Here is a 19,896-nt window from a genome sequence, read left to right as displayed (position 1 = left end):
TAAATGGACTTACAACAAGAACTCAACAAAGCAGGAGGTTTTAAGAATCTTGAATTACTCGCTAAGCAAGTCGTAGAGGGTTTTATTGCAGGTATGCACAAAAGTCCGTTTCATGGGTTTTCTGCCGAATTTGCTGAACATAAAATCTATAATCAAGGTGAAAGCACCAAACATATAGATTGGAAATTGTATGCCAAGACAGATCGTTTATATACCAAGCGCTATGATGAGGAAACTAATTTAAGATGTCATCTCATCGTCGATAACAGTAGTTCTATGCATTATCCTGAATCGGCCGGCACAACCTTAGAAAACCTTAATAAAATTGCATTCTCGGCCTTAGCGAGTGCCTCATTGATGCATATTTTAAAAAAGCAACGTGACGCTGTAGGATTAAGTATTTACAGTGATAATTATGATTTTTATGCACCTGAAAAAGGGAGTGAGCGTCATCATCATATGTTGTTACATCAATTAAATGAAGCCGTAGTTTCGAATCCAAAAGCAAAACAAACAGAGACTTATAAATATTTACATCTGATTGCAGAAAAAATCCATCGCAGATCTTTAATATTTTTATTTACGGACATGTTTCAATCGGCTGAAGATGACGAAAAACTATTTGAAGCATTACGTCACTTAAAGCATAATAAGCATGAGGTGGTCTTATTTCATGTGTTTGACAAAAAAAGAGAGCTCTCTTTTGATTTTGATAATAGACCTAAACGATTTATAGATATTGAGACAGGAGAGCACATTAATTTGTACGCTGATACCATAAGGGATAACTATGAAAAGGCTGTACGTGACTATTTTACAAATTTGAAGCTTCGTTGTGGGCAATATAGAATTAAGTATGTAGAAGCCGATATTAGCGCTGGTTTCAATAGCATATTGACCTCATATATGATAGAGCGACAAAAATTTATTTAATTTTTTTTTGATTTTTGTTTGTGAAATTGAAAATGCGGTGTATATTTGCCCTCGCAATTACGCAACGGTCTGGTAGTTCAGTTGGTTAGAATGTCGCCCTGTCACGGCGAAGGTCGCGGGTTCGAGTCCCGTCCAGACCGCTAAAATTGCAAAACTAAAGCTTCAAGAAATTGAGGCTTTTTTTTCGCGAGATTTCCAGAGTTTTGGGAATTTGAAAATGTTGTGTTGTTCTAGGAGAAGTCCTAGAGTAGTGAAGTTTCCAATGTTGTTGGAAATTCCAATGAGAAGCTTTCCTTTTTTCTGAATAAGAAGATTGGGATGCTTTTTTGTTTTAGGATGGTTCTTATCTTCAAAAACCAAATAAAAAGGTGTCCTATTAGGTGTCCCATTTTTTCTTCAGGTGCCCAAAAATTATTTCAGGGAATCCTGAAAATCAATACGTTAAGTATTCGGCAACTCCAGTTATTATTTTCTACCAATAAATCCACAAGAGTTCATTAGTATGTGCTTTAGAAGTTTTACTATGTCTAAAGACATTTATTTGTATAATACTTACAAAAAAGGAACTTTGTCGGATGAAATATGCATTTAATCGATGGTAAATTTGCGTAATTTAATTTTCCGTGTATATTTGTAGTCCTTTATGAGTCTAAAAATCACTTGTTAAGGAAAGAATTAATCCATTTTACTTTAAGACTTAAACGTCCCTCGTTTTAATTTTAGTGCTTTTTTAGGTTTAACCTAAATAATTAATAATCCATTCCCTCCCAATTAAGCAGCGCTTTGCGTTGTAAATTATTATGTAACTAAATTTTAAAACTTTAATTAAATACTTATGAAAACCCTAAAAATTACCCTTGCACTAGTAGCCGTTTTATTGTTAACAGTTTCAGTAGTAAATCGAGAGTCTGTAACAACAGTAGCAGATGTAGATACTGAAATCAAAGAAAGATCTACTAAAATTGACTTGTTAGCGCATAGAAAGACTAAATTGTCTGTGCCTACTCGCGGATAATTATTTAACCAAATTTAATACATAAGCCTTTACTCATAAGTAAGGGCTTGCTTTGTTAAAATTAGTGTATTGAAAACAAGATATTTTAGTTTAAATTTGAAGTGAATACTGAACTATAATATTTTGAAATTAAATCTCCTTTTCTTCATTTTCCTCTTGTATCTACCAAGTGTAGGTAATTCACAAATGAAGTCTGAAAGGAAATTAAAGGACAGTATTACTCAGCTTATTAAAGTTGCAGAAAACGATCAATATTCAGATGATGAACGACTCGAGATTCTTCAACGAGCGGATCGTATAGCTCAGGGCTTAAAAAATGATTCTATTCAGTTAGAAACGACTAAACAAATTCGGAATTATTATTTCGACATGGGGCAAATGGATGATTACATCCAAAGTAACCAAAAGATTAAAAACCTTGCCGTAAAAATAGCCGATTCTAGCTCCTTAGGAAATGCTTATGATGCTCTTGGGTTTTCCTATTTTCATACTGGCGTTAAAGACAGCTCTTACCATTATTACCTCAAGGCAGTTAATGTATTTGATGAGATTAATGATAATATATTTCTCTCGAATAGTCTGAGTAGTCTAGCGACTTTACAAGTGGATGGAAAAGACTACTTTGGAGCTGACGAAAATGCGATCAAGGCCTTACGTTTACTAGAAGGTGTACAAGAGACTAATATTATTTTAGATCGTAAATGGATTCTTTACAATCTATTGGGGAATATTGCAGACGCTATTGGTGAAAATGAAAAGGCCTTAGAGTATCATGATGAGGCTCTAAAAGTGGCTAAACGCATGGAGAATGATTATAATAATGGAATTTACTCCTTGAACAATATTGCCTATGTAAAACGGAAACAAGGGTTGTACGCTGAATCAAAGGAAATATTCAAGGAGGTCTTATCTACCTCAAATTTATATGAAGATGACCCTTCGTTTTATGCTCTAATATTAGAGAATTTAGCTTTTACTGAATTCCTGACTGGTACATATGATAGGGAAAATATAGTTTCATCTTTTGAAAAGTCTTATGCAATAGCCGATAGTTTAAACGATGACCTCACTAAGACGGGGACGGTAATTAGCATGGCGAAATTTTATAATTCTATAAATGAAAAAGATAAAGCTCTCAATTTAGCAGAAGAAGCATATCAGCTGTCTAAAAATCTAGAAGTGAATGAAATTCTGTTTCAGTCAATGCTTTTATTGGCAGAACTTAATGAAGGAGAAACATCTAAAAGATATTTTAATGAACATATAAAGCTTAGTGATAGTCTCTTAAATGTTGAAAGAAATGTGAGGAATAAGTTTGCTAGAATTGAATTAGAGACTGAAGAGCTCGAGGCTAAGAACAAACAAATATCTAAGGAAAACTTATATCTTCTTATCTTATCAATGGGCCTTATGGTTACGGCTGTTCTCTCATTTATTATTGTTTCTCAACGAGCAAAAAACCGAAAGTTAAAGCTGAATCAAGTGCAGCAAAAAGCCAATGAAGATATTTATAACTTAATGTTGATTCAACAAGATAAAGTGGATGAAGCTAGGGCAAAAGAAAAAATGAGGGTCTCCAAGGAATTGCACGATGGGGTATTAGGTAGGCTTTTCGGAACCAGGTTGAGTTTAGATAGTATTAATTTAAAAGAAGGTAAGGAAGCTGAACTAACTAGGGCCAATTATATTAGTCAGCTTAAAATTATTGAAGAAGATATTCGAAAAATATCACATGAGTTAAATACCGATTTTGTTTCTGGCTCAGGATTTATGGAAATTGTTTCAGAGTTAATCAGAACTCAAACAGAAGCCTATGATTTAGAATATGAATTTAATTACACGGATGATATTAGTTGGGATTTAGTGTCCAATAAAACTAAAATTAACATTTACAGGATTATTCAGGAGTCCATGCAGAATATCTATAAACACGCCAATGCGCAAACTGTTGAAATTAGCATTTCACTAGAAAAAAACTTAATTTGCTTGGATATCATAGATGATGGCGATGGCTTTGATACAACAAAAAGTAGAAAAGGTATTGGAGTCAAAAACATGGAATCTCGAGTAAAGGATATTTCTGGTTCAGTAAGTTTTACATCGCAATCTGGTCATGGTACAAAAGTTAATGTTAAGATTCCCTATATAAACCAATCAACATGAAACACTTAAACATTTTAATGGTAGACGACCACCCTATAATTATAGAAGGCTATCAAAATGTATTAATGGCAACAAAGGATGACGATCAAACCTTACGTATAGATACCGCAAATAATTGTGATACCGCTGCCATAATGATTGAGCGTGCAGGAGAAGCTACGCCTTACGATGTTTGCTTTTTTGACATCAGTCTTCCGGCATCAGACGATGGAAAGTATGCTTCAGGAGAGGACTTGGCCTTATTGGCGAAGAAATTATTGCCAAATGCTAAAATTGTAATTCTCACAATGTTCAATGAATCCTTCCGAATTCATAATATTATTAAAGAAATAGATCCTGACGGTTTTCTTATTAAAAGTGATTTAACGTCTATGGAGTTGGCAGATGCGTTCCAGCATATTTTAAAATCTCCGCCTTATTACAGCACTACGGTAAATAATTATGTAAAGAAAACATTTACAAGTGAAATTTATGTAGATGATATCAATCGAAAAATCCTTCACTTATTATCTCAAGGAATTAAAACGAAAAGTTTGAATGAGTATATTTCCTTGTCTACTTCTGCATTAGAAAAACGAAAAAAACAATTGAAATTATTATTCTCTGTATCGGATGGAAAGGACGAAACTTTACTAAAAGAGGCTAGAGAGAAAGGATTTTTATAAAAATAGTATAAAAAACGAGTATTTGAACCCTGTAAAAATAGGCTCTAAGATACTGCGAATGCTATAAATTACGTTTTTTCCACAACAAGTTTGCGGTTTTACCACAAGGAAAAGTGAATTATGTATACTATATTTACAGAAGTCAACATTAGTTAATTAATTAATCCCTCGTTAAGTAATTGTTGAGTTAATAGCAAGAAAATTAAACCTAGTCTTTACCTAAAGACTGGGTTTTTTCTTTTCTGTCATTAGTACCAATTCGCATTATGACCGGATAGTTCTACAATAAAGAATCCTAAATACACTACAGCTACTATAAATTTCAAAAAGGTTGAAGCTATAAATCCTAAGAATGAACCAAAGGCTGCTTTTAAGGCTTTATCCAAATCATTTCTACTCATCATTTCACCAATTAAGGCGCCAACGAAAGGTCCTATAATAATTCCGAATGGAATAGGCGAGAGTAAGCCAATTATTAAGCCTAAAGTGGTTCCAATCATGCCAGCTTTACTGCCACCATATTTTTTGGTTCCAATAGCAGGGATAATATAGTCAAGGACGTAAATAACTCCGGCAACTATAAGTGTGACAATTAAAAAGGTCTGACTCATTTCAACACCTTCAGTCAGATGTAAAACTAAAAGTCCTACCCAACTAGTAAGTGGTCCGGGTAAAACCGGTAAAAAACTTCCTAACACGCCTAAAATCATTAAAACTAGGGCAAGGAGCACTAAAACTATTTCCATATTTACTTATTTCTTTCAGTAATTAGACGCAAAAGGCAAAGCAATGTTACATTTTTACAACTAAAAACTTAGTTTGAACTAAAAATTTAGTTATATTTGAATATCGAATACTGAATATTTAATCATGAAACAATTAACAAAAGCGGAAGAGGAAATCATGCAAACCTTGTGGCAGCTAAAAAGAGCCAACGTAAAAGCGATTATTGAAGAATTGCCAGAACCTAAACCAGCCTACAATACGGTATCTACTATCGTGCGGATTTTAGAAAGTAAAGGTTTTGTGGATTATGAAAAGCAGGGAAAGAGCCATCTGTATTTTCCAATCGTCGAAAAGGAAGCCTACAGTAACCAATCTATTAATAAGTTGGTGGATAATTATTTTCAAGGCTCTTTTAAAAGTATGGTATCCTTTTTTGTTCAAAAAAATGATATTGATGTGAAAGACATTGAAGTACTATTAGATGAAATTAATAAAGAAAAATCGTAGCGCTATATAATAATAACATCAACAAATAAGAATCTTATGTTGTACTCTATTCTTCAAATTATCGCATTTCAAGCCTTGTTTTTATTGGTTTACGATTTGTTTTTAAAACGTGAAACCTTCTTTAATTGCAATAGAGCCTATTTAATTATCACATCTGTTCTTGCGTTGGTGTTACCTTTTTTAAAATTCCCAAAATTAAAAACTATAGCCACAAAAGATGTGGTGATTCATCTACCCGAAGTATTTATTGGAACTAAGTCGCCAACAGTTTACGATATTCAGATTGCAGAACAGGCTGGAATAGTCTTAGAGCAACCTTCAATGCCAATATGGCAAATCGTTGCGATTATGGGTATCGCAATTGCTTCACTCATCTTTTTGATAAAAATCACAAAACTGTATTGGTTAAAACATAGAAACCCGAAACGCTGGCATGGGAATGTGCTCATTGTAAAATTATTAAAAAGTAGTGCGGCCTTTTCATTTTTTAACACCATATTCTTAGGAGAGAAAATCCCTAAAACCGAAACACCAACCATTTTTCAACATGAGTTAGTTCATATTAAAGAATATCACACATTAGACTTACTATTTTTTGAATTACTTAGAATTGTCTTTTGGTTTAATCCACTCGTCTATATCTATCAAAATAGAATTAAAGAACTACATGAATTCATCGCCGATGCTAAAGCGGTGAAACAAAGCGGAAAAGCAGAGTATTACACGAGTTTACTCAATCAAGTATTAGACGTTAATCAGGTCTCTTTTACTAATACTTTTTTTAAGCAATCATTAATCAAAAAACGAATAGTTATGTTACAAAAAACGAAATCGAAACAGTTTAATCTCATTAAATATGGCCTATTAATTCCGATGGTTTTTGCGATGTTGATATACACCTCTACGGAAGTTAGAGCACAGCAAAAGTTTGAAACACAAGAAACTGTTGTTGACCAAGAGTTGACGGATGCCGAACTTGTTAAGAAATATTACGAAGAGTTTGTTGCGATGAAAAAAAATGGATCTAGTTTTTTCGAAATTGCAGATGCAGCAGGTATAAATAAAGACATCTTACTAAAATATTTACCATCTAGATCAGAATTCTTGAAATCAAAAGCTTATATGCAATATATTTCAGATGGTATTATTAAAAGTAAAACTAAAAACGGCACATTAACCCAAGCAGATTTTGCTACGGCAGATCTTATGCGAATGGATAAATTTAAAACATACAAAGAATTTAAGGCTTTTAAAAACACCAAAGAAGCAAAACAACTTTGGGAAAAAAGCACACAAGATGGAATATTAAAACTTTATGTTGAAAATTTTGGAAATAAAACAGAAACAGAACAAAAACGATATAATGCATTGATGAAACAACTTGAAACCGATAATAATTTTAAAATGTTAGTGGTTTGTGATAGTTCATCTAGAGTTATAATTAATTCGCCAGATCATTCCGTTAAAATAACTGAAATTGAAGAAACCATAGAATTCCCATTCTCAGTAATAGAAGAAGTTGCCACCTTACCAGAGTGTCAAGATTTGCCTACCAATCAGGAGCGGAAAAAATGTATGAATATGGTTATAAACAAACACATTGGAAAAAACTTTAATACAAGTGTTGCGGATAGTTTAAGTCCAGGTAAAAAGCGAATATTTGTTCAATTTAAAATTGATACAGATGGTAATGTCATAGATATTAAAGCTAGAGGGCCAAGTGTAGAACTAGAGCAAGAAGCAAAACGGGTGGTAGGTACATTACCTCAGTTTGTCCCAGGTAAGCAAAGTGGTGAGACTGTGATAATGCCCTTTTCTATTCCTATTGCTTTTGAGGTGAAAGGTGATGATGATACATTAAAACAAGAAGATGATAAGGTGCCATTCAGTCAAGTAGAAGAAATTCCAATACATCCAGAGTGCACAGGAATTTCAAATAAGTCTGATCAAAAACAGTGTACAACTTCTGCAATTAATAAACAGGTTGGAAAAAATTTTAATACTGATTTAGCCAATTCATTAGGTCTGCCAGCAGGAAAAAAACGAATTTTTGTTCAATTTACGATAAGTAAAGAAGGACAGGTCACCAATATTAAGGCTAGGGGTCCACATCCAAAACTGGAGGAAGAGGCCATACGCGTAATAAAACTATTGCCTCAACTGACACCTGGAAAACATAATGGAAACGTGGTAGATGTGGCTTATTCTCTACCAATTGTGTTTGAAACTGTAGGGGCTAAGAAAGAGTAATTAAGTTGCATATGAAATTACATCTAGGATTAATAGGTTTGGTTTTTAGCTTGGGATTAAATGCTCAAAGCATAAAGGAAATTGGAAATAACTTCTTTGTTAATGGTAAGTATACTCAAGCCATTGAAGCCTATGAGTCCCTTGATAATTTAGATGATGTTTATCACGATATTGCAAAGGCTTATGTTGCTATAGGAAACTATGGAGAAGCTTTAAATAATTATGAAAAAGCCGTAAAAGCTAATGCAGATAACCTTTTAATAAATTATGAATTCGCAAAGCTTTTGTCGAAAACAAAAAATCATAAGCAAGCCAGTCGATTGTTAAAAAACTTGATATCCTTAGATAGTTTAAACCCAAATTATTATTACGAGTTGGGTGTAGTTTTGGAAAAACAGAAGGACACTACTGCAATAGATCAATTCTTAAAAACATATAATTTGGATGGCACTCACCAAAAAGCCATATTTAAAATAGCAAAACACCATCTTGTGAAACGTAACTTTTTAGATGCCCATGCTTTTATAGATAGAGGATTAGAAAGTTATGAAACTAATGTAGAGCTCATAAGCCTAAAAGCACAAGCATATTATTATCAAGAATATTATACACATGCCGTGGTTTGGTTTAAAAAGTTGTTGGAGCTAGGAGAAGAATCCGAGTTTATTCACGAAAAATTGAGTTTGAGCTATGCTCAAAATTTAGATTACGACGATGCTATTTACCACAGAAAACAGGCCTTAAGGTTTAGTCCTAACGATGCTAATGCCATTTATGTGATTGGGACGTATTATGAACGGCTTAGTAATTTTGAAATGGCAGAGGAGTATATTTCCAAGGCATTAAAGCTTCAAGACCAATCCCTATCCGATGAATACCAGAAATTGGGCACAATCTTAAATCGTCAGAAGAAATACGAAATGGCTATTAAAGCTTTTCAGAAATCCCTAAAAGAAGATCCGTCAAATATTATGTCTGAGTTTTTTATTCTCAGAACTAAGGATGAGTTTTATGCAGACGTAGATTCTAAAATTAAGATGTATGAGCAGTTTATGGCTAAGCACCCAAAAAGTAAGTTTATTAAATTCGCTCAAGGACGTCTCAAAGAGTTGAATCAAGAAAAGTTCTTAGAAGAACATTAAATATATAAGGTGAATCAGACCTATAGCATCGTCTTGGTTTTTTTAATCTAAACTTAAATTATGCTGAATTTATTTCAGTAGATAGTCTTTTGTCTTTCTTAGATAAAATATTCGTACTTTTCGGTATCAGAACTCTAGTAATGAATCGAATTGTTTGTCTTTTAATCTTACTTCTCGCAAGCTCATGCGATTATTTTGAAAAAAAGAAAGTTTATCCTGAAGATTTGCTCAAGGAAGAGTTGCAAACCTTTAATTGGAACGAAGTGGATACTTATCCAACCTTTAGTAATTGTGACTCTATGACGACCAAGGAAGACCTGCAAGCTTGTTTTCAAAATACTTTGATAGCCAATGTAAATGACTATTTAAAAGCACAAAATTTTGTAGTTTCTAACGATGTTAATGATACGATTAGCTTAAAAATTCAAATTAATACAACCGGATTATTAGAAGTGCAATCTATTAAAATCAAACCAGAAACAGTACGTGAAATTCCTGAGATTGATAGTTTACTTCATCAAAGTTTAAATCAGCTTCCTAAGATTTATCCAGCCATCAAAAGAGGGCAGCAAGTCACTACGGCCTTTGAATTACCTGTAATCGTTAAAATAAACTAAGCTCTCAGCTTTTTCTATACCTAATACGAAGCACTGCAGAGCTTCAAATAATTATTTTTTAAACTTCCTGCCTTTCCATTGGTAAGAGGTGAAAAAAGAAAGAAAAGCGATACTTACGCTAAAAAAAGGATAAAGAATAGCCGAGAATAAATAAGAGCTCAATAGTTTCTCTTGTTTGAAAATATGTGACGATTTATATAATAATAAAAAGTCGACAATCACTTTAATTAAAATTACAACTAAGGCTATTTTTAGTCCTATGAGATTAAAGTACACTGCAGGAATTAATCCTAAACAAACTAAATTTCCAAATAAGACCACTACACCGACTAGTTTTGCAAACCAATCCTTATAGTTGCTCGTTTTTGAAGCCCAACGTAATCGCTGTTGAATGAGGTGCTTAAAACTTGAAGCAGGACGCGTTGTTACAATGGATTCTTCAGATTTTAAATAGTGAACCTTATTTGAGTCCAATTCTATGAATTTCTCAAGAAGAAAAAGATCATCCCCACTCGCAATAGTATTGTTACCTTCAAAACCATGAACGGAAATAAATAAAGCTTTACGATAGGCAAAGTTAGCACCATTACACATAAAAGGTTTTTTAATGCCAAATCCTCCCATGGTAGCACCTTGCAAACTTAAAAAATCCAAGGTTTGAAATCGATCCAAAAATGAAGAACTTCCATGGTAAGAAACAGGAGCTACAATACAATTAGTATCTTTTTTTTGAATAAATGCATCAAAAGTTATTAGCCAGTTTTTAGGTAAAATACAGTCGGCATCTGTGGTTATTATCCAATCGAATTTTGAATGACGTATAGCCGAGCTAATCGCATCTTTTTTGGGTGAATCTGTTTTGCGATTATTTTTAATAATGCTAAATGTGTTGAATTGATTGCCATTTTGTTTAAAATGAGATGTGTCAATAAAGTCCTGAATTATTGAAACTGAATTGTCTTCCGACTCATCATCAACCAGTAGCACTTCAAATAAATCTTTAGGGTAATTCAACTGACCAATTGAATCTAATAAATCAGGGAGGTTTTCAGCCTCATTCCGAAATGGGATAATAATTGAAAACTTCGTTTTAGGAGAAACTGCTTGGACTTTAAAATCTTCTACCTTATCAAATCCATAAATAAAAAGTCCAATGAGTATAGCATAAGCACTGATTGTTACAATAATGAAGATACTTAACATTAGGCTACGGCTTTAGGTAGTTTGAAATTAAGTACAAAATAACTTCCGAATAGACTCGGAATTACAAAATTAAATAACCACATCAGTGTTGTGATAGATAAGATGACAAGTTCATTCACTTCGACATAGCTAAATAAAAACACAGCGACACTACCTTTTACAACCACATCAAAAAGTGAAATGCTCGGCACAATAGAAGCTAGGAGATACATGCTTGATATAATAATCATAGCTTCAAAATACGACATGTTTACACCAAATAATCCCAATAAAAAATAGAATTGAAATGAAAATATCGCATAGCGTAAAAGAGAAAGCAGAAGAATTAAGCCATGTCTTTTTAAAGGAATGTGTTTAACAAAGTCAATAACGGTTGAAAGTGTTTGTCCCTTTATATTAATGAGCCTATGTTTAGTTGCTAGCCAAGTTATAAACCCTATGGCTATTAGAGTTACAAACAATAGAATAAGCTTTGAAAAATTAACATCAAGAGCATAACGTTGTATAAGTAATAATAAGCCTATAACCCCAAAAATTAGGGTGATACTCATTTGTGCTAAATTGCCGAGGAGATTTAATAATACAATTTTAGTTCTAAATCCTTTTCTGAAATAAATGGCTTTAGCGCCATAATCTCCAATCCGATTTGGCGTTATCAATGAAGCGGTTAAACTTCCTAGACTTTGTTCTAAAGCAGAAACAAAAGAAATTGGCATTATGGTCTTGACCAAGTGTTGCCATTTTAATATTTCGAAATACCAGTTAAAAATGCTTAGAAGAAGTAAAATAAGAATGAGTTTAGGAGAAAATGCATCGTTTTGGTTTAAAAACGATAGAAAACTGCTAACTTTTAAAGTGTCGTTTTTAGCAATTTTGGCGTAAATAAAATAAAAAGCACAAACAACAATACTTATCTTTATAAGTACAAATAAGAATTGTTTAGATTTGTATGTTACATCCAAAGGCATACTACAAATTAAATCAAAAACTGACAGATGCAGCACTATTTAAAACAATACCTTTTCTTTTTTATTTTCGTATTTATAACCTTCAGTAGTCAAGCTCAATTAAGAGATACAGATCGATGGCGAGCGGTGTTCTCTGTGGGAGTAAACTCCCCAGAATCTAATGGCTTTGTAAATGGTTCTTATGCGAAATCCATTAACTTCCCAACTATAAATCTTGGGTTACAACATTTTATAACGAGAGAACTTGGTGTTAAAGTAGATTATGGTTTTAACCGATTTACCAATGATGAAGATACACCAGAGTTTAAGATAAATTATTCACGAATTAATATTCAGGCTTTATTTGATCCAACCGATCTATTAGGCTTTTTTCCGCCTTTTTTGAGAACTGTTGTTCATGCAGGTCCTGGTTATTCTATTGTAAAACCATTAGGGAATTTAGGAGATAACAAGCAAAGTTATCTTAATGCCAATGTAGGAATTGAATTCAATTATGCCCTAAGTGATAAAGTAGCCATATTTACAGATGCGTCTTATATTTATGGTTTTACATCTCTAGATGATTACAATCCTGCTTTAAGTGGACTTGGCGCTTTCAATGGCAGTGTATTTAACCTTACCTTTGGTGTGGCGATTTCGGTAGGTCTTTGTCGATATTGCTACAAATAAGATGAGTAAAGAAAAAATTATTTTAGGTATTGATCCTGGGACAACCATTATGGGTTTTGGACTCATAAAAATTGTAGGCAAAAAAATGGAGTTTTTGCAACTTAATGAGCTGATGCTAAAAAAGTACGATGATCATTATCTAAAGTTGAAACTCATTTTTGAACGTACAGTTGAGCTAATCGACACCTATCATCCTGATGAAATTGCTATTGAAGCTCCTTTCTTTGGGAAGAATGTTCAAAGTATGTTGAAGCTAGGAAGAGCACAAGGCGTTGCTATGGCTGCAGGTTTATCCCGAGAAGTTCCTATTACAGAGTACGCTCCTAAGAAGATAAAAATGGCCATAACTGGAAACGGAAATGCGAGTAAAGAGCAAGTGGCGAAAATGCTTCAAAGCATGTTGGGCTTAAAAGAATTACCCAAAAACTTAGACTCCATGGATGGTTTGGCAGCAGCTGTCTGTCATTTTTATAATGAAGGAAGAGTTGAGGTTGGAAAGAGCTACTCTGGTTGGGCCGCTTTTGTAAAACAGAATGAAGGACGCGTTAAGAAATAACTGTTCCGTCTCAATACTCAGATTGAAACACTAACTAAAAATCAATGGTTTACTATTCATATGGAGTCAGTCCATATCAATTTTTAAAGCACAACCAACGATCAACGAAACCCTAAAATGAGCGGCATCTACATTCATATACCATTCTGCAAACAAGCGTGTCATTATTGCGATTTTCATTTTTCAACCTCTATGAAGAAAAAAGGAGAACTCGTTAATGCATTAGCAAAAGAGTTAGAACTTCGGAAAGATGAATTCAATCATACGACGGTGCACACCATTTATTTTGGAGGAGGAACGCCGTCGTTACTCACTATTGATGAATTGCAATTCCTGATTGATGCCGTATATAAGAATTATAAAGTTTCAGAACACCCGGAAATCACTCTTGAAGCCAATCCTGATGATTTGATTGAGGCCTCAAAAGCCGGTGATGCCGTTTCAGTAGGTGAAGCCGAAGTCAAGCCGAAGACCATTTTTGAATCTTATAGAAGTATTGGGATTAATAGACTTTCAATAGGGATTCAATCTTTTTTTGAAGCGGATTTAAAACTGATGAATAGAGCTCATAATGCGGAAGAAGCAAAAGCTTGTTTGGTAGAAGCGACAAAACATTTCGATAATATTTCTTTAGATTTAATTTACGGAATTCCGAATGCGACGAATGAACAATGGTTAGAAAATATTGAAACTGCTCTAAGTTTTGGTGTACCACATATTTCAAGTTATGCCTTAACTGTTGAGCCTAAAACAGCCTTAGCGTCTTTTATTAAAAAAGGATTAATCGATGATGTAGATGATGAACAGGCTCATGATCAGTTTCATATATTAAAAGATAGATTAGAAGCTTCAGGATTTATTCATTACGAACTTTCTAATTTTGCCAAAGACGGTTATTTTAGCAAAAACAATTCGGCATACTGGCAAGGAAAGACCTATTTAGGCATTGGGCCATCAGCGCATTCCTTTAATGGAAAACAACGTGGATGGAATGTTAAAAATAATTCGATGTATATAAAATCTATTGAGCAGAATGAATTGCCAATAGAAATAGAAACCTTGACCGAAGTAGATCGTTATAATGAATATATAATGACTGGTTTAAGAACCCAATGGGGTGTTTCCATAGCGAAAGTTGAGACGGATTATAGTAAAGATTTTAAAGATTATTTAATTGATCAAGCTCAGGTTTTTATAAATCAACAATTATTGTATATTAAAGATGAGCATTTACGAGTCACTAAAAAAGGACAATTTTTGTGTGATGGAATTGCTAGCGAACTATTTCGTTTAAACGATTAACTATTTAAACTATTCTAAGAGATTTAGAGGGTTCCAGATCAGGTCTATAACTAATTAAATTAAAAAATTACTGAAATAAATTCAGCATAAATGATAGCAACAATACAATACAATTCGAGAAAATTAAAAATTGATTTAACTCAACCTTTAGATATTTCAATTCCATTAAGAGGGAATCCTACTAACGTTAATGCTTGGTATTTAGAGCCGCCAAAAATAGAACCAGAAGTCATTGATGGTGAGATTATCACTGTTGCTAATGGTGCTGTGGTGAATTTTAATACTATTACATTCAATCCGCACTCCCATGGCACGCATACGGAAACTGTAGGACACATCACAGAAAAAGTGTATTCGATTAATGAGCATTTAAAGCAGTTTTTCTTTTTAGCGGAAGTGGTTACTGTTGCTCCAGAAAAAGTTGGTGATGATTATGTGATTTCCAAAAAACAGTTACAATTTACATTGGGCAATAAAAAGCGCGAAGCTATTGTAATTAGAACTATTCCTAATACACGTTCTAAACTAACGAAGCAATATTCTCATACCAACCCTACTTATTTGATGGAAGATGCAGCGATATTTCTTAAAAATAAAGGTATAAAACATCTGTTAATCGACCTTCCGAGTGTAGATAAGGAGAACGATGACGGTTTGTTGTTGGCACATAATGCGTTTTGGAATACAAGTGGAAAGTTGCGATTAGATGCGACAATAACAGAATTTATTTTTGTGCCTAACGATGTAGAGGATGGTAAGTATATGCTAAATCTTCAAATTGCACCTTTTGAAAATGATGCGACGCCAAGTAAACCGATTTTGTATAAAATTATGGACTAAACAAGTCGTGTGTCACTAAGTTTTGCTTGCTGTTAAGCTAATTAATGTGACTATGATTAGGGGAATCGTGTCCAATTAAAACAATAGTTAATTCAAAATATCCCCTAAGGTTTCAGTACCTTGAAGATATAAAAGGAATATGGAAACATTTTTTATAATCATCATTAGCGTTTTATTCACTATAGGTTTAGTGATTCTCTATGAACATTGGAAGACGAAGAAAATTGCTAATGAGCAGTCAATTATACTTTTAGATAAAATAAAACGCGTTTGTAAATTCGTAACGGTTGAAGGTGATTTTGCGGAAATCTATCACTACGAAGATGTAAAAGCGAAATTCTTAAAACTCATATCAAGTCGGAAAAAAGCATTAGTGATTATTAACGCCAAAGCACATGTGGGCTTCGATTTGAGTAAAGTCCAAATGTCATCGAACACTAAAACTAAAACGGTTGTATTGACGCATTTTCCAGAGCCAGAAGTGTTGTCTATAGAAAGTAATATTAACTATTACGATAAGCGCGACGGAATGTTTAATAGGTTTGCAGCAACCGATTTAACAGATTTAAACACCAAAGCTAGAGCTCATATTTTAGAAAAAGTCCCAGAAAGTGGCTTGTACAATATAGCTAAACAAGAGGCTTTAGAAGCCATTCTACTTATAGAAAACATTGTTCAAACTATCGGTTGGACTTTAGATTATTCTGCCTTAAAAATTGAAGAAAAAGAGGATAAGAAATTGATGAAGTAATCTATAATTCAGAGCTATTCAAATCGTGAAATATTGAAGTCCTTCATTCTTAGTTATAAGACTGTGCAATAGTGCTCTTACCACATTAATGAATGTTTAGATCTTTCTAAGTTCACATTAAATTCCAAACCTATATCTACTAGATTTATTTTTACTCAATTTAAGATTGAATTCAATTGTCTTTAATAGTTTTTTAAACTTTAAAAGGCAGGAAGTTGTATCATAGCGAATTATCAATTTTATGATAAAGAACTCTTCGTCATTTTATATGTTGTAAAAAAGTATAATTACTCTTTATCTTCTTTAGAGTGATCAAATAAATACAGATAACCTTCTTTTTATTATTAATGTTACAACTCTTCTATCAATTGTTACATATCTCATATCCTATTACATGTTTTCAAAATAGCTTTGCTTAAACAGTTGTTGTACAGGGTTATATGGATTGATGAATGAGATGAAGCAGAAGTAAATTCTGTTGTAAGTGAGTAATTCTTGTTTTACAATCTTTTTGCATATACACCAATATAAAATTCATTCATTAACTAAAACTATTATCATGAAAACACAACTACTCTTTATTGTGATTTTTGCATTTATTACTAGAATGCATTCACAAACAACCTTTACGGTTAATAGTCCTGCAGATCTGCCAGATATTAATTTAAATGATTCTGTATGTGCAGACGCACAAGGCAACTGTACATTGCGTGCTGCCATTCAAAATGCTAATAAAACTGGCGATAAAGATATTATCGAATTCGATATTTCTGGCAACGCACCATTTGTTATATCGGTAACTGATGTAATGACTCCTATTCAGCAACCTATTATTATAGATGGTAGAACACAATTGGATTATATAAACTCACCAATAATCGAAATAGACGGTTCTAATTTAACCGGTAACCACAACGGTTTACAACTCATTGGTAATTCTGGTGGGTCGGAAATTTACGGATTAAGTATTGGTGGGTTCAAACGTTTGGAAGTGAGTCCGTTCAGCCTTGGTTTCGGTGTTTTTTCAAATACTGGAAACCATATTTTTCAATCCAATTATATAGGAATAAAACCAGATGGAACAACGGTGAATTCAAATACGGGTGGCGGCTTATATTTTAATAATTCAGGAGGTAATATAATAGGAGGCGATTTGCCTAATCAGGGCAATGTTATTTCGGGAAATACTGCAGGTGGACTTACCTTCAGTGGGACAAGCACTAATTCTGAGGCAACGAATAATCTCATTCAAGGCAATTTAATAGGTACTGATGCTACGGGGACTTTAAACAGAGGTAATCGATTTAATGTTCAATTAATAGATGCACCAAACAATGTTTTGGGTGGAAATTCGGAGGGCGCTCGAAATATAATATCAGGCGCTTTTTCATCAGTAGAGAGTACAGTGGGAACTGGAGTGGCTATTGTAGGTTCAGAATCTTATGGCAATTCAGTCATAGGAAATTATATAGGTACTGATATCACAGGAACACAAGCTATACCTAATGTTAGAGGAGGGGTTTTAGTGCTGTTTGGGGCAAACAATAATAACATAGGAACTGATAATGAAGGCGAAGGAAATCTTATATCAGGAAATGGACAATACGGTATTTATCTTCAAGGAAGCACAGCTAGTCCTGTAGTTTCCAATAGTATAAAGGGAAATTATATTGGTGTTGATGTTACAGGAAATGTAGCAATGCCAAATTCCGCGGGTATTATGATGCTTACTGGAGAAAACAATAACAATATCATCGGCGGAACAACTACAAATTCTAAAAATGTTATTTCAGGAAACACTATAGGTATAGGTATAAGATTCGGGAAGAACAATCAGATTCTAGGGAACTATATTGGAACAAATGCTCTAGGTTCGGCAGCAGTTCCTAATAATATTGGTATTAATATAGAAGACGGTAATAATAGTATTGGTGGCCAAGTAGCAGGTTCTAGAAATGTGATATCTGGTAATACAGCAGGAATATATTTCGAAGAGAATAATTCGAGCGGATGCACAGTAAAAGGAAATTATATTGGTTTAGATGCCTCAGGTACTGCAGCATTGCCAAACACCACCGGAATTTGGTTGGCACCTACATCAGTAAATATTAGTATTGGAGGTACTGATCCACTTGATAGAAATATTATTTCCGGTAATAGTGGCAACGGTATTAGTATTTGGGGGACGTCAATCTCAATTCAAAATAATTATATAGGTTTAAATGCTTTAGGAGATGCAGCAATACCAAATGTAACAGGTGTTAGGTTAATGGCTGCATCAACCTACACTACAATTGGAGGTGCAAGTGCATTAGAAAGAAATATAATTTCGGGTAATAGCGATATCGGTATGTTTGTTTCTGGCGAATCACATAGCATTAAAAATAATTATATAGGCCTAAATCCTGAAGGCGATGGCATTATTAAAAATGGGAACGAAGGTTTAGTATTTAATGGTTCTTCACCCAATACACAAGTATCAGAAAATACCATTTCCGGAAACGGAACCGTTTCGCAACAAGCCAAAAACGTAAATTTTATTGGAGCGGATAATATACATTTCTACAATAATAAAGTAGGCACTTTACCAGATGGTAATTCGGATGTCGAAAATCTCGGTGTTGGCCTTATGTTAAATAACAGTAGCAACAATATAATTGGTGGAAGTAGCCCAAATGAAGCTAATGTTTTTGGAAGTCATAATCTAACCGCTATCAGTGTGGTTATGGCATCCAATAGCAATACCATAGGTTATAATAACATAGGTATTGGAGCTGACGGAACCACTAATCTTGGGAATGGTTTACAAGGTATATCGGTAACAGGAGCTAATACAGGTAATGCCATCACAAAAAACACGATTGCAAATAACCAAAAAGGAGTTGAGTTAAATCCTGCTTTAGGAATTCCAACCCAAGTCACCATTTCAGAGAATAGTATATTTAGTAATTCAGTCTTAGGAATTGATTTGGTGGGTACAACTGAAAATGATGTCGATGATGCGGATTCTGGAGTTAATAATCTGCAGAATACACCTGAAATATCTGTAATTGTAAATTTAGGCGACGATGCTTTAGAAGTGACGTATTCGGTGCCTAGTTCAATAGTTAATTCAGCTTATCCTATGGTGATTGAGTTTTTTGGAGCAGCTAATGGTCAGGGGAAATTTTTCATTGAGGCAGACAGCTATTCTGAACCAGGGGACAAGACCGTTATCTTAAACCTACCTACTGGATATAACGTTGATGATTATCTTACCATAGTAGCAACGGCAACTGATGCCAACGGCAACACTTCAGAGTTTGGAGTCTCAACAGACTCTACACTGTCTATTGAGCAAGTGTTAAAACGTACATTTAATTTATATCCAAACCCAGTTTTTAACAAGTTATTTGTTCAAGCTCCATCTTCAAGGAGCTATGATTTAAAATTGGTAAACACTTTAGGTCAAATAGTTTTAATTAAAAAAAATAATAACGACGCAACAGAATTAGAAATTTCAAGCCTATCAAAAGGCCTTTATTTTTTAAATATTACTTCAGAAGAAGGCGATAATCAAACTATCAAATTTATTAAAAATTAAAAACGC

General features: G+C 33.6%; 17 protein-coding genes and 1 tRNA gene. 15 read left to right on the top strand and 3 right to left on the bottom strand.

Annotated features, from left to right (window positions below; genetic code table 11):
• Positions 1-3: 3 nt before the first annotated feature.
• The 5 genes from DFQ11_RS02035 to DFQ11_RS02010 all read left to right on the top strand — a co-directional run bounded on the left by DFQ11_RS02035 (position 4) and on the right by DFQ11_RS02010 (position 4,776).
• Entirely contained in the window at positions 4-933 is a 930-nt protein-coding gene (locus tag DFQ11_RS02035) for a DUF58 domain-containing protein (RefSeq protein WP_110473942.1), read from the top strand.
• A 66-nt stretch (positions 934-999) separates the two neighbouring features.
• Positions 1,000-1,073, top strand: a tRNA-Asp gene (locus tag DFQ11_RS02030).
• A gap of 695 nt (positions 1,074-1,768) precedes the next feature.
• On the top strand, positions 1,769-1,948 hold the full coding sequence (locus DFQ11_RS02020; RefSeq protein ID WP_110473940.1) for a hypothetical protein: 180 nt from the start codon (positions 1,769-1,771) through the stop codon (positions 1,946-1,948).
• A 123-nt stretch (positions 1,949-2,071) separates the two neighbouring features.
• Positions 2,072-4,111: a tetratricopeptide repeat protein gene (locus tag DFQ11_RS02015; protein ID WP_146221486.1), complete on the top strand. Its 2,040-nt coding sequence runs from the start codon at positions 2,072-2,074 to the stop codon at positions 4,109-4,111.
• A complete protein-coding gene (locus DFQ11_RS02010) occupies positions 4,108-4,776 on the top strand; it encodes a response regulator (protein ID WP_110473938.1) in 669 nt (222 codons plus the stop codon). Before DFQ11_RS02015 ends, DFQ11_RS02010 begins: the two co-directional genes overlap by 4 nt.
• 248 nt (positions 4,777-5,024) lie before the next feature.
• Here DFQ11_RS02010 and DFQ11_RS02005 read toward each other — a convergent pair whose 3' ends face one another.
• On the bottom strand, positions 5,025-5,522 hold the full coding sequence (locus DFQ11_RS02005) for a DUF456 domain-containing protein (RefSeq protein WP_110473937.1): 498 nt from the start codon (positions 5,520-5,522) through the stop codon (positions 5,025-5,027).
• Positions 5,523-5,646: 124 nt separating this feature from the next.
• On the opposite strand from DFQ11_RS02005, the gene DFQ11_RS02000 reads away from it, so the two are divergent.
• The 4 genes from DFQ11_RS02000 (at position 5,647) to DFQ11_RS01985 (ending at position 10,018) form a co-directional block, all read left to right on the top strand.
• Positions 5,647-6,009: a BlaI/MecI/CopY family transcriptional regulator gene (locus DFQ11_RS02000; protein ID WP_110473936.1), complete on the top strand. Its 363-nt coding sequence runs from the start codon at positions 5,647-5,649 to the stop codon at positions 6,007-6,009.
• Between the two features lie 36 nt (positions 6,010-6,045).
• A complete protein-coding gene (locus tag DFQ11_RS01995; protein WP_110473935.1) occupies positions 6,046-8,259 on the top strand; it encodes a M56 family metallopeptidase in 2,214 nt (737 codons plus the stop codon).
• An 11-nt stretch (positions 8,260-8,270) separates the two neighbouring features.
• The gene (locus DFQ11_RS01990) at positions 8,271-9,401 is read left to right on the top strand and encodes a tetratricopeptide repeat protein (protein WP_110473934.1); all 1,131 of its coding nucleotides are present in this window, start codon (positions 8,271-8,273) and stop codon (positions 9,399-9,401) included.
• 140 nt (positions 9,402-9,541) lie between these two features.
• Positions 9,542-10,018 carry a hypothetical protein gene (locus DFQ11_RS01985; RefSeq protein WP_110473933.1) on the top strand — a complete coding sequence of 159 codons (477 nt, stop codon included), beginning with the start codon at positions 9,542-9,544 and terminating at the stop codon, positions 10,016-10,018.
• 51 nt (positions 10,019-10,069) lie between these two features.
• Here DFQ11_RS01985 and DFQ11_RS01980 read toward each other — a convergent pair whose 3' ends face one another.
• Positions 10,070-11,221 carry a glycosyltransferase family 2 protein gene (locus DFQ11_RS01980; protein WP_110473932.1) on the bottom strand — a complete coding sequence of 384 codons (1,152 nt, stop codon included), beginning with the start codon at positions 11,219-11,221 and terminating at the stop codon, positions 10,070-10,072.
• On the bottom strand, positions 11,221-12,189 hold the full coding sequence (locus DFQ11_RS01975) for a lysylphosphatidylglycerol synthase domain-containing protein (RefSeq protein WP_110473931.1): 969 nt from the start codon (positions 12,187-12,189) through the stop codon (positions 11,221-11,223). Before DFQ11_RS01975 ends, DFQ11_RS01980 begins: the two co-directional genes overlap by 1 nt.
• Positions 12,190-12,216: 27 nt before the next feature.
• On the opposite strand from DFQ11_RS01975, the gene DFQ11_RS01970 reads away from it, so the two are divergent.
• The 6 genes from DFQ11_RS01970 to DFQ11_RS01945 all read left to right on the top strand — a co-directional run bounded on the left by DFQ11_RS01970 (position 12,217) and on the right by DFQ11_RS01945 (position 19,890).
• Positions 12,217-12,858 carry an outer membrane beta-barrel protein gene (locus tag DFQ11_RS01970; RefSeq protein ID WP_110473930.1) on the top strand — a complete coding sequence of 214 codons (642 nt, stop codon included), beginning with the start codon at positions 12,217-12,219 and terminating at the stop codon, positions 12,856-12,858.
• A 1-nt stretch (position 12,859) separates the two neighbouring features.
• Positions 12,860-13,414 carry a crossover junction endodeoxyribonuclease RuvC gene (gene ruvC / locus DFQ11_RS01965; protein WP_110473929.1) on the top strand — a complete coding sequence of 185 codons (555 nt, stop codon included), beginning with the start codon at positions 12,860-12,862 and terminating at the stop codon, positions 13,412-13,414.
• A 126-nt stretch (positions 13,415-13,540) separates the two neighbouring features.
• A complete protein-coding gene (gene hemW / locus DFQ11_RS01960; RefSeq protein WP_229791243.1) occupies positions 13,541-14,716 on the top strand; it encodes a radical SAM family heme chaperone HemW in 1,176 nt (391 codons plus the stop codon).
• Positions 14,717-14,806: 90 nt separating this feature from the next.
• Entirely contained in the window at positions 14,807-15,556 is a 750-nt protein-coding gene (locus DFQ11_RS01955) for a cyclase family protein (protein WP_110473927.1), read from the top strand.
• Positions 15,557-15,695: 139 nt separating this feature from the next.
• A complete protein-coding gene (locus tag DFQ11_RS01950) occupies positions 15,696-16,307 on the top strand; it encodes a DUF4230 domain-containing protein (RefSeq protein ID WP_110473926.1) in 612 nt (203 codons plus the stop codon).
• A 559-nt stretch (positions 16,308-16,866) separates the two neighbouring features.
• A complete protein-coding gene (locus tag DFQ11_RS01945; RefSeq protein ID WP_110473925.1) occupies positions 16,867-19,890 on the top strand; it encodes a T9SS type A sorting domain-containing protein in 3,024 nt (1,007 codons plus the stop codon).
• The last annotated feature ends 6 nt before the right edge of the window (positions 19,891-19,896 follow it).

Origin of the sequence: Winogradskyella epiphytica, assembly GCF_003217215.1 — a bacterium.
GTDB lineage: Bacteria > Bacteroidota > Bacteroidia > Flavobacteriales > Flavobacteriaceae > Winogradskyella > Winogradskyella epiphytica.
The sequence above is the reverse complement of the archived record's forward strand: the minus strand, read 5'-3'. Positions and strand labels throughout refer to the sequence as shown.

Excerpts from the sequence above, each read along its gene's own strand:
- DFQ11_RS02035 (WP_110473942.1), top strand. The coding sequence starts at position 4 with ATGGACTTACAACAAGAACTCAACAAAGCAGGAGGTTTTAAGAATCTT.
- DFQ11_RS02020 (WP_110473940.1), top strand. The coding sequence starts at position 1,769 with ATGAAAACCCTAAAAATTACCCTTGCACTAGTAGCCGTTTTATTGTTA.
- DFQ11_RS02010 (WP_110473938.1), top strand. The coding sequence starts at position 4,108 with ATGAAACACTTAAACATTTTAATGGTAGACGACCACCCTATAATTATA.
- DFQ11_RS02005 (WP_110473937.1), bottom strand. The coding sequence starts at position 5,522 with ATGGAAATAGTTTTAGTGCTCCTTGCCCTAGTTTTAATGATTTTAGGC.
- DFQ11_RS02000 (WP_110473936.1), top strand. The coding sequence starts at position 5,647 with ATGAAACAATTAACAAAAGCGGAAGAGGAAATCATGCAAACCTTGTGG.
- DFQ11_RS01995 (WP_110473935.1), top strand. The coding sequence starts at position 6,046 with ATGTTGTACTCTATTCTTCAAATTATCGCATTTCAAGCCTTGTTTTTA.
- DFQ11_RS01990 (WP_110473934.1), top strand. The coding sequence starts at position 8,271 with ATGAAATTACATCTAGGATTAATAGGTTTGGTTTTTAGCTTGGGATTA.
- DFQ11_RS01985 (WP_110473933.1), top strand. The coding sequence starts at position 9,542 with ATGAATCGAATTGTTTGTCTTTTAATCTTACTTCTCGCAAGCTCATGC.
- DFQ11_RS01980 (WP_110473932.1), bottom strand. The coding sequence starts at position 11,221 with ATGTTAAGTATCTTCATTATTGTAACAATCAGTGCTTATGCTATACTC.
- DFQ11_RS01975 (WP_110473931.1), bottom strand. The coding sequence starts at position 12,189 with ATGCCTTTGGATGTAACATACAAATCTAAACAATTCTTATTTGTACTT.
- DFQ11_RS01970 (WP_110473930.1), top strand. The coding sequence starts at position 12,217 with ATGCAGCACTATTTAAAACAATACCTTTTCTTTTTTATTTTCGTATTT.
- ruvC (WP_110473929.1), top strand. The coding sequence starts at position 12,860 with ATGAGTAAAGAAAAAATTATTTTAGGTATTGATCCTGGGACAACCATT.
- DFQ11_RS01955 (WP_110473927.1), top strand. The coding sequence starts at position 14,807 with ATGATAGCAACAATACAATACAATTCGAGAAAATTAAAAATTGATTTA.
- DFQ11_RS01950 (WP_110473926.1), top strand. The coding sequence starts at position 15,696 with ATGGAAACATTTTTTATAATCATCATTAGCGTTTTATTCACTATAGGT.
- DFQ11_RS01945 (WP_110473925.1), top strand. The coding sequence starts at position 16,867 with ATGAAAACACAACTACTCTTTATTGTGATTTTTGCATTTATTACTAGA.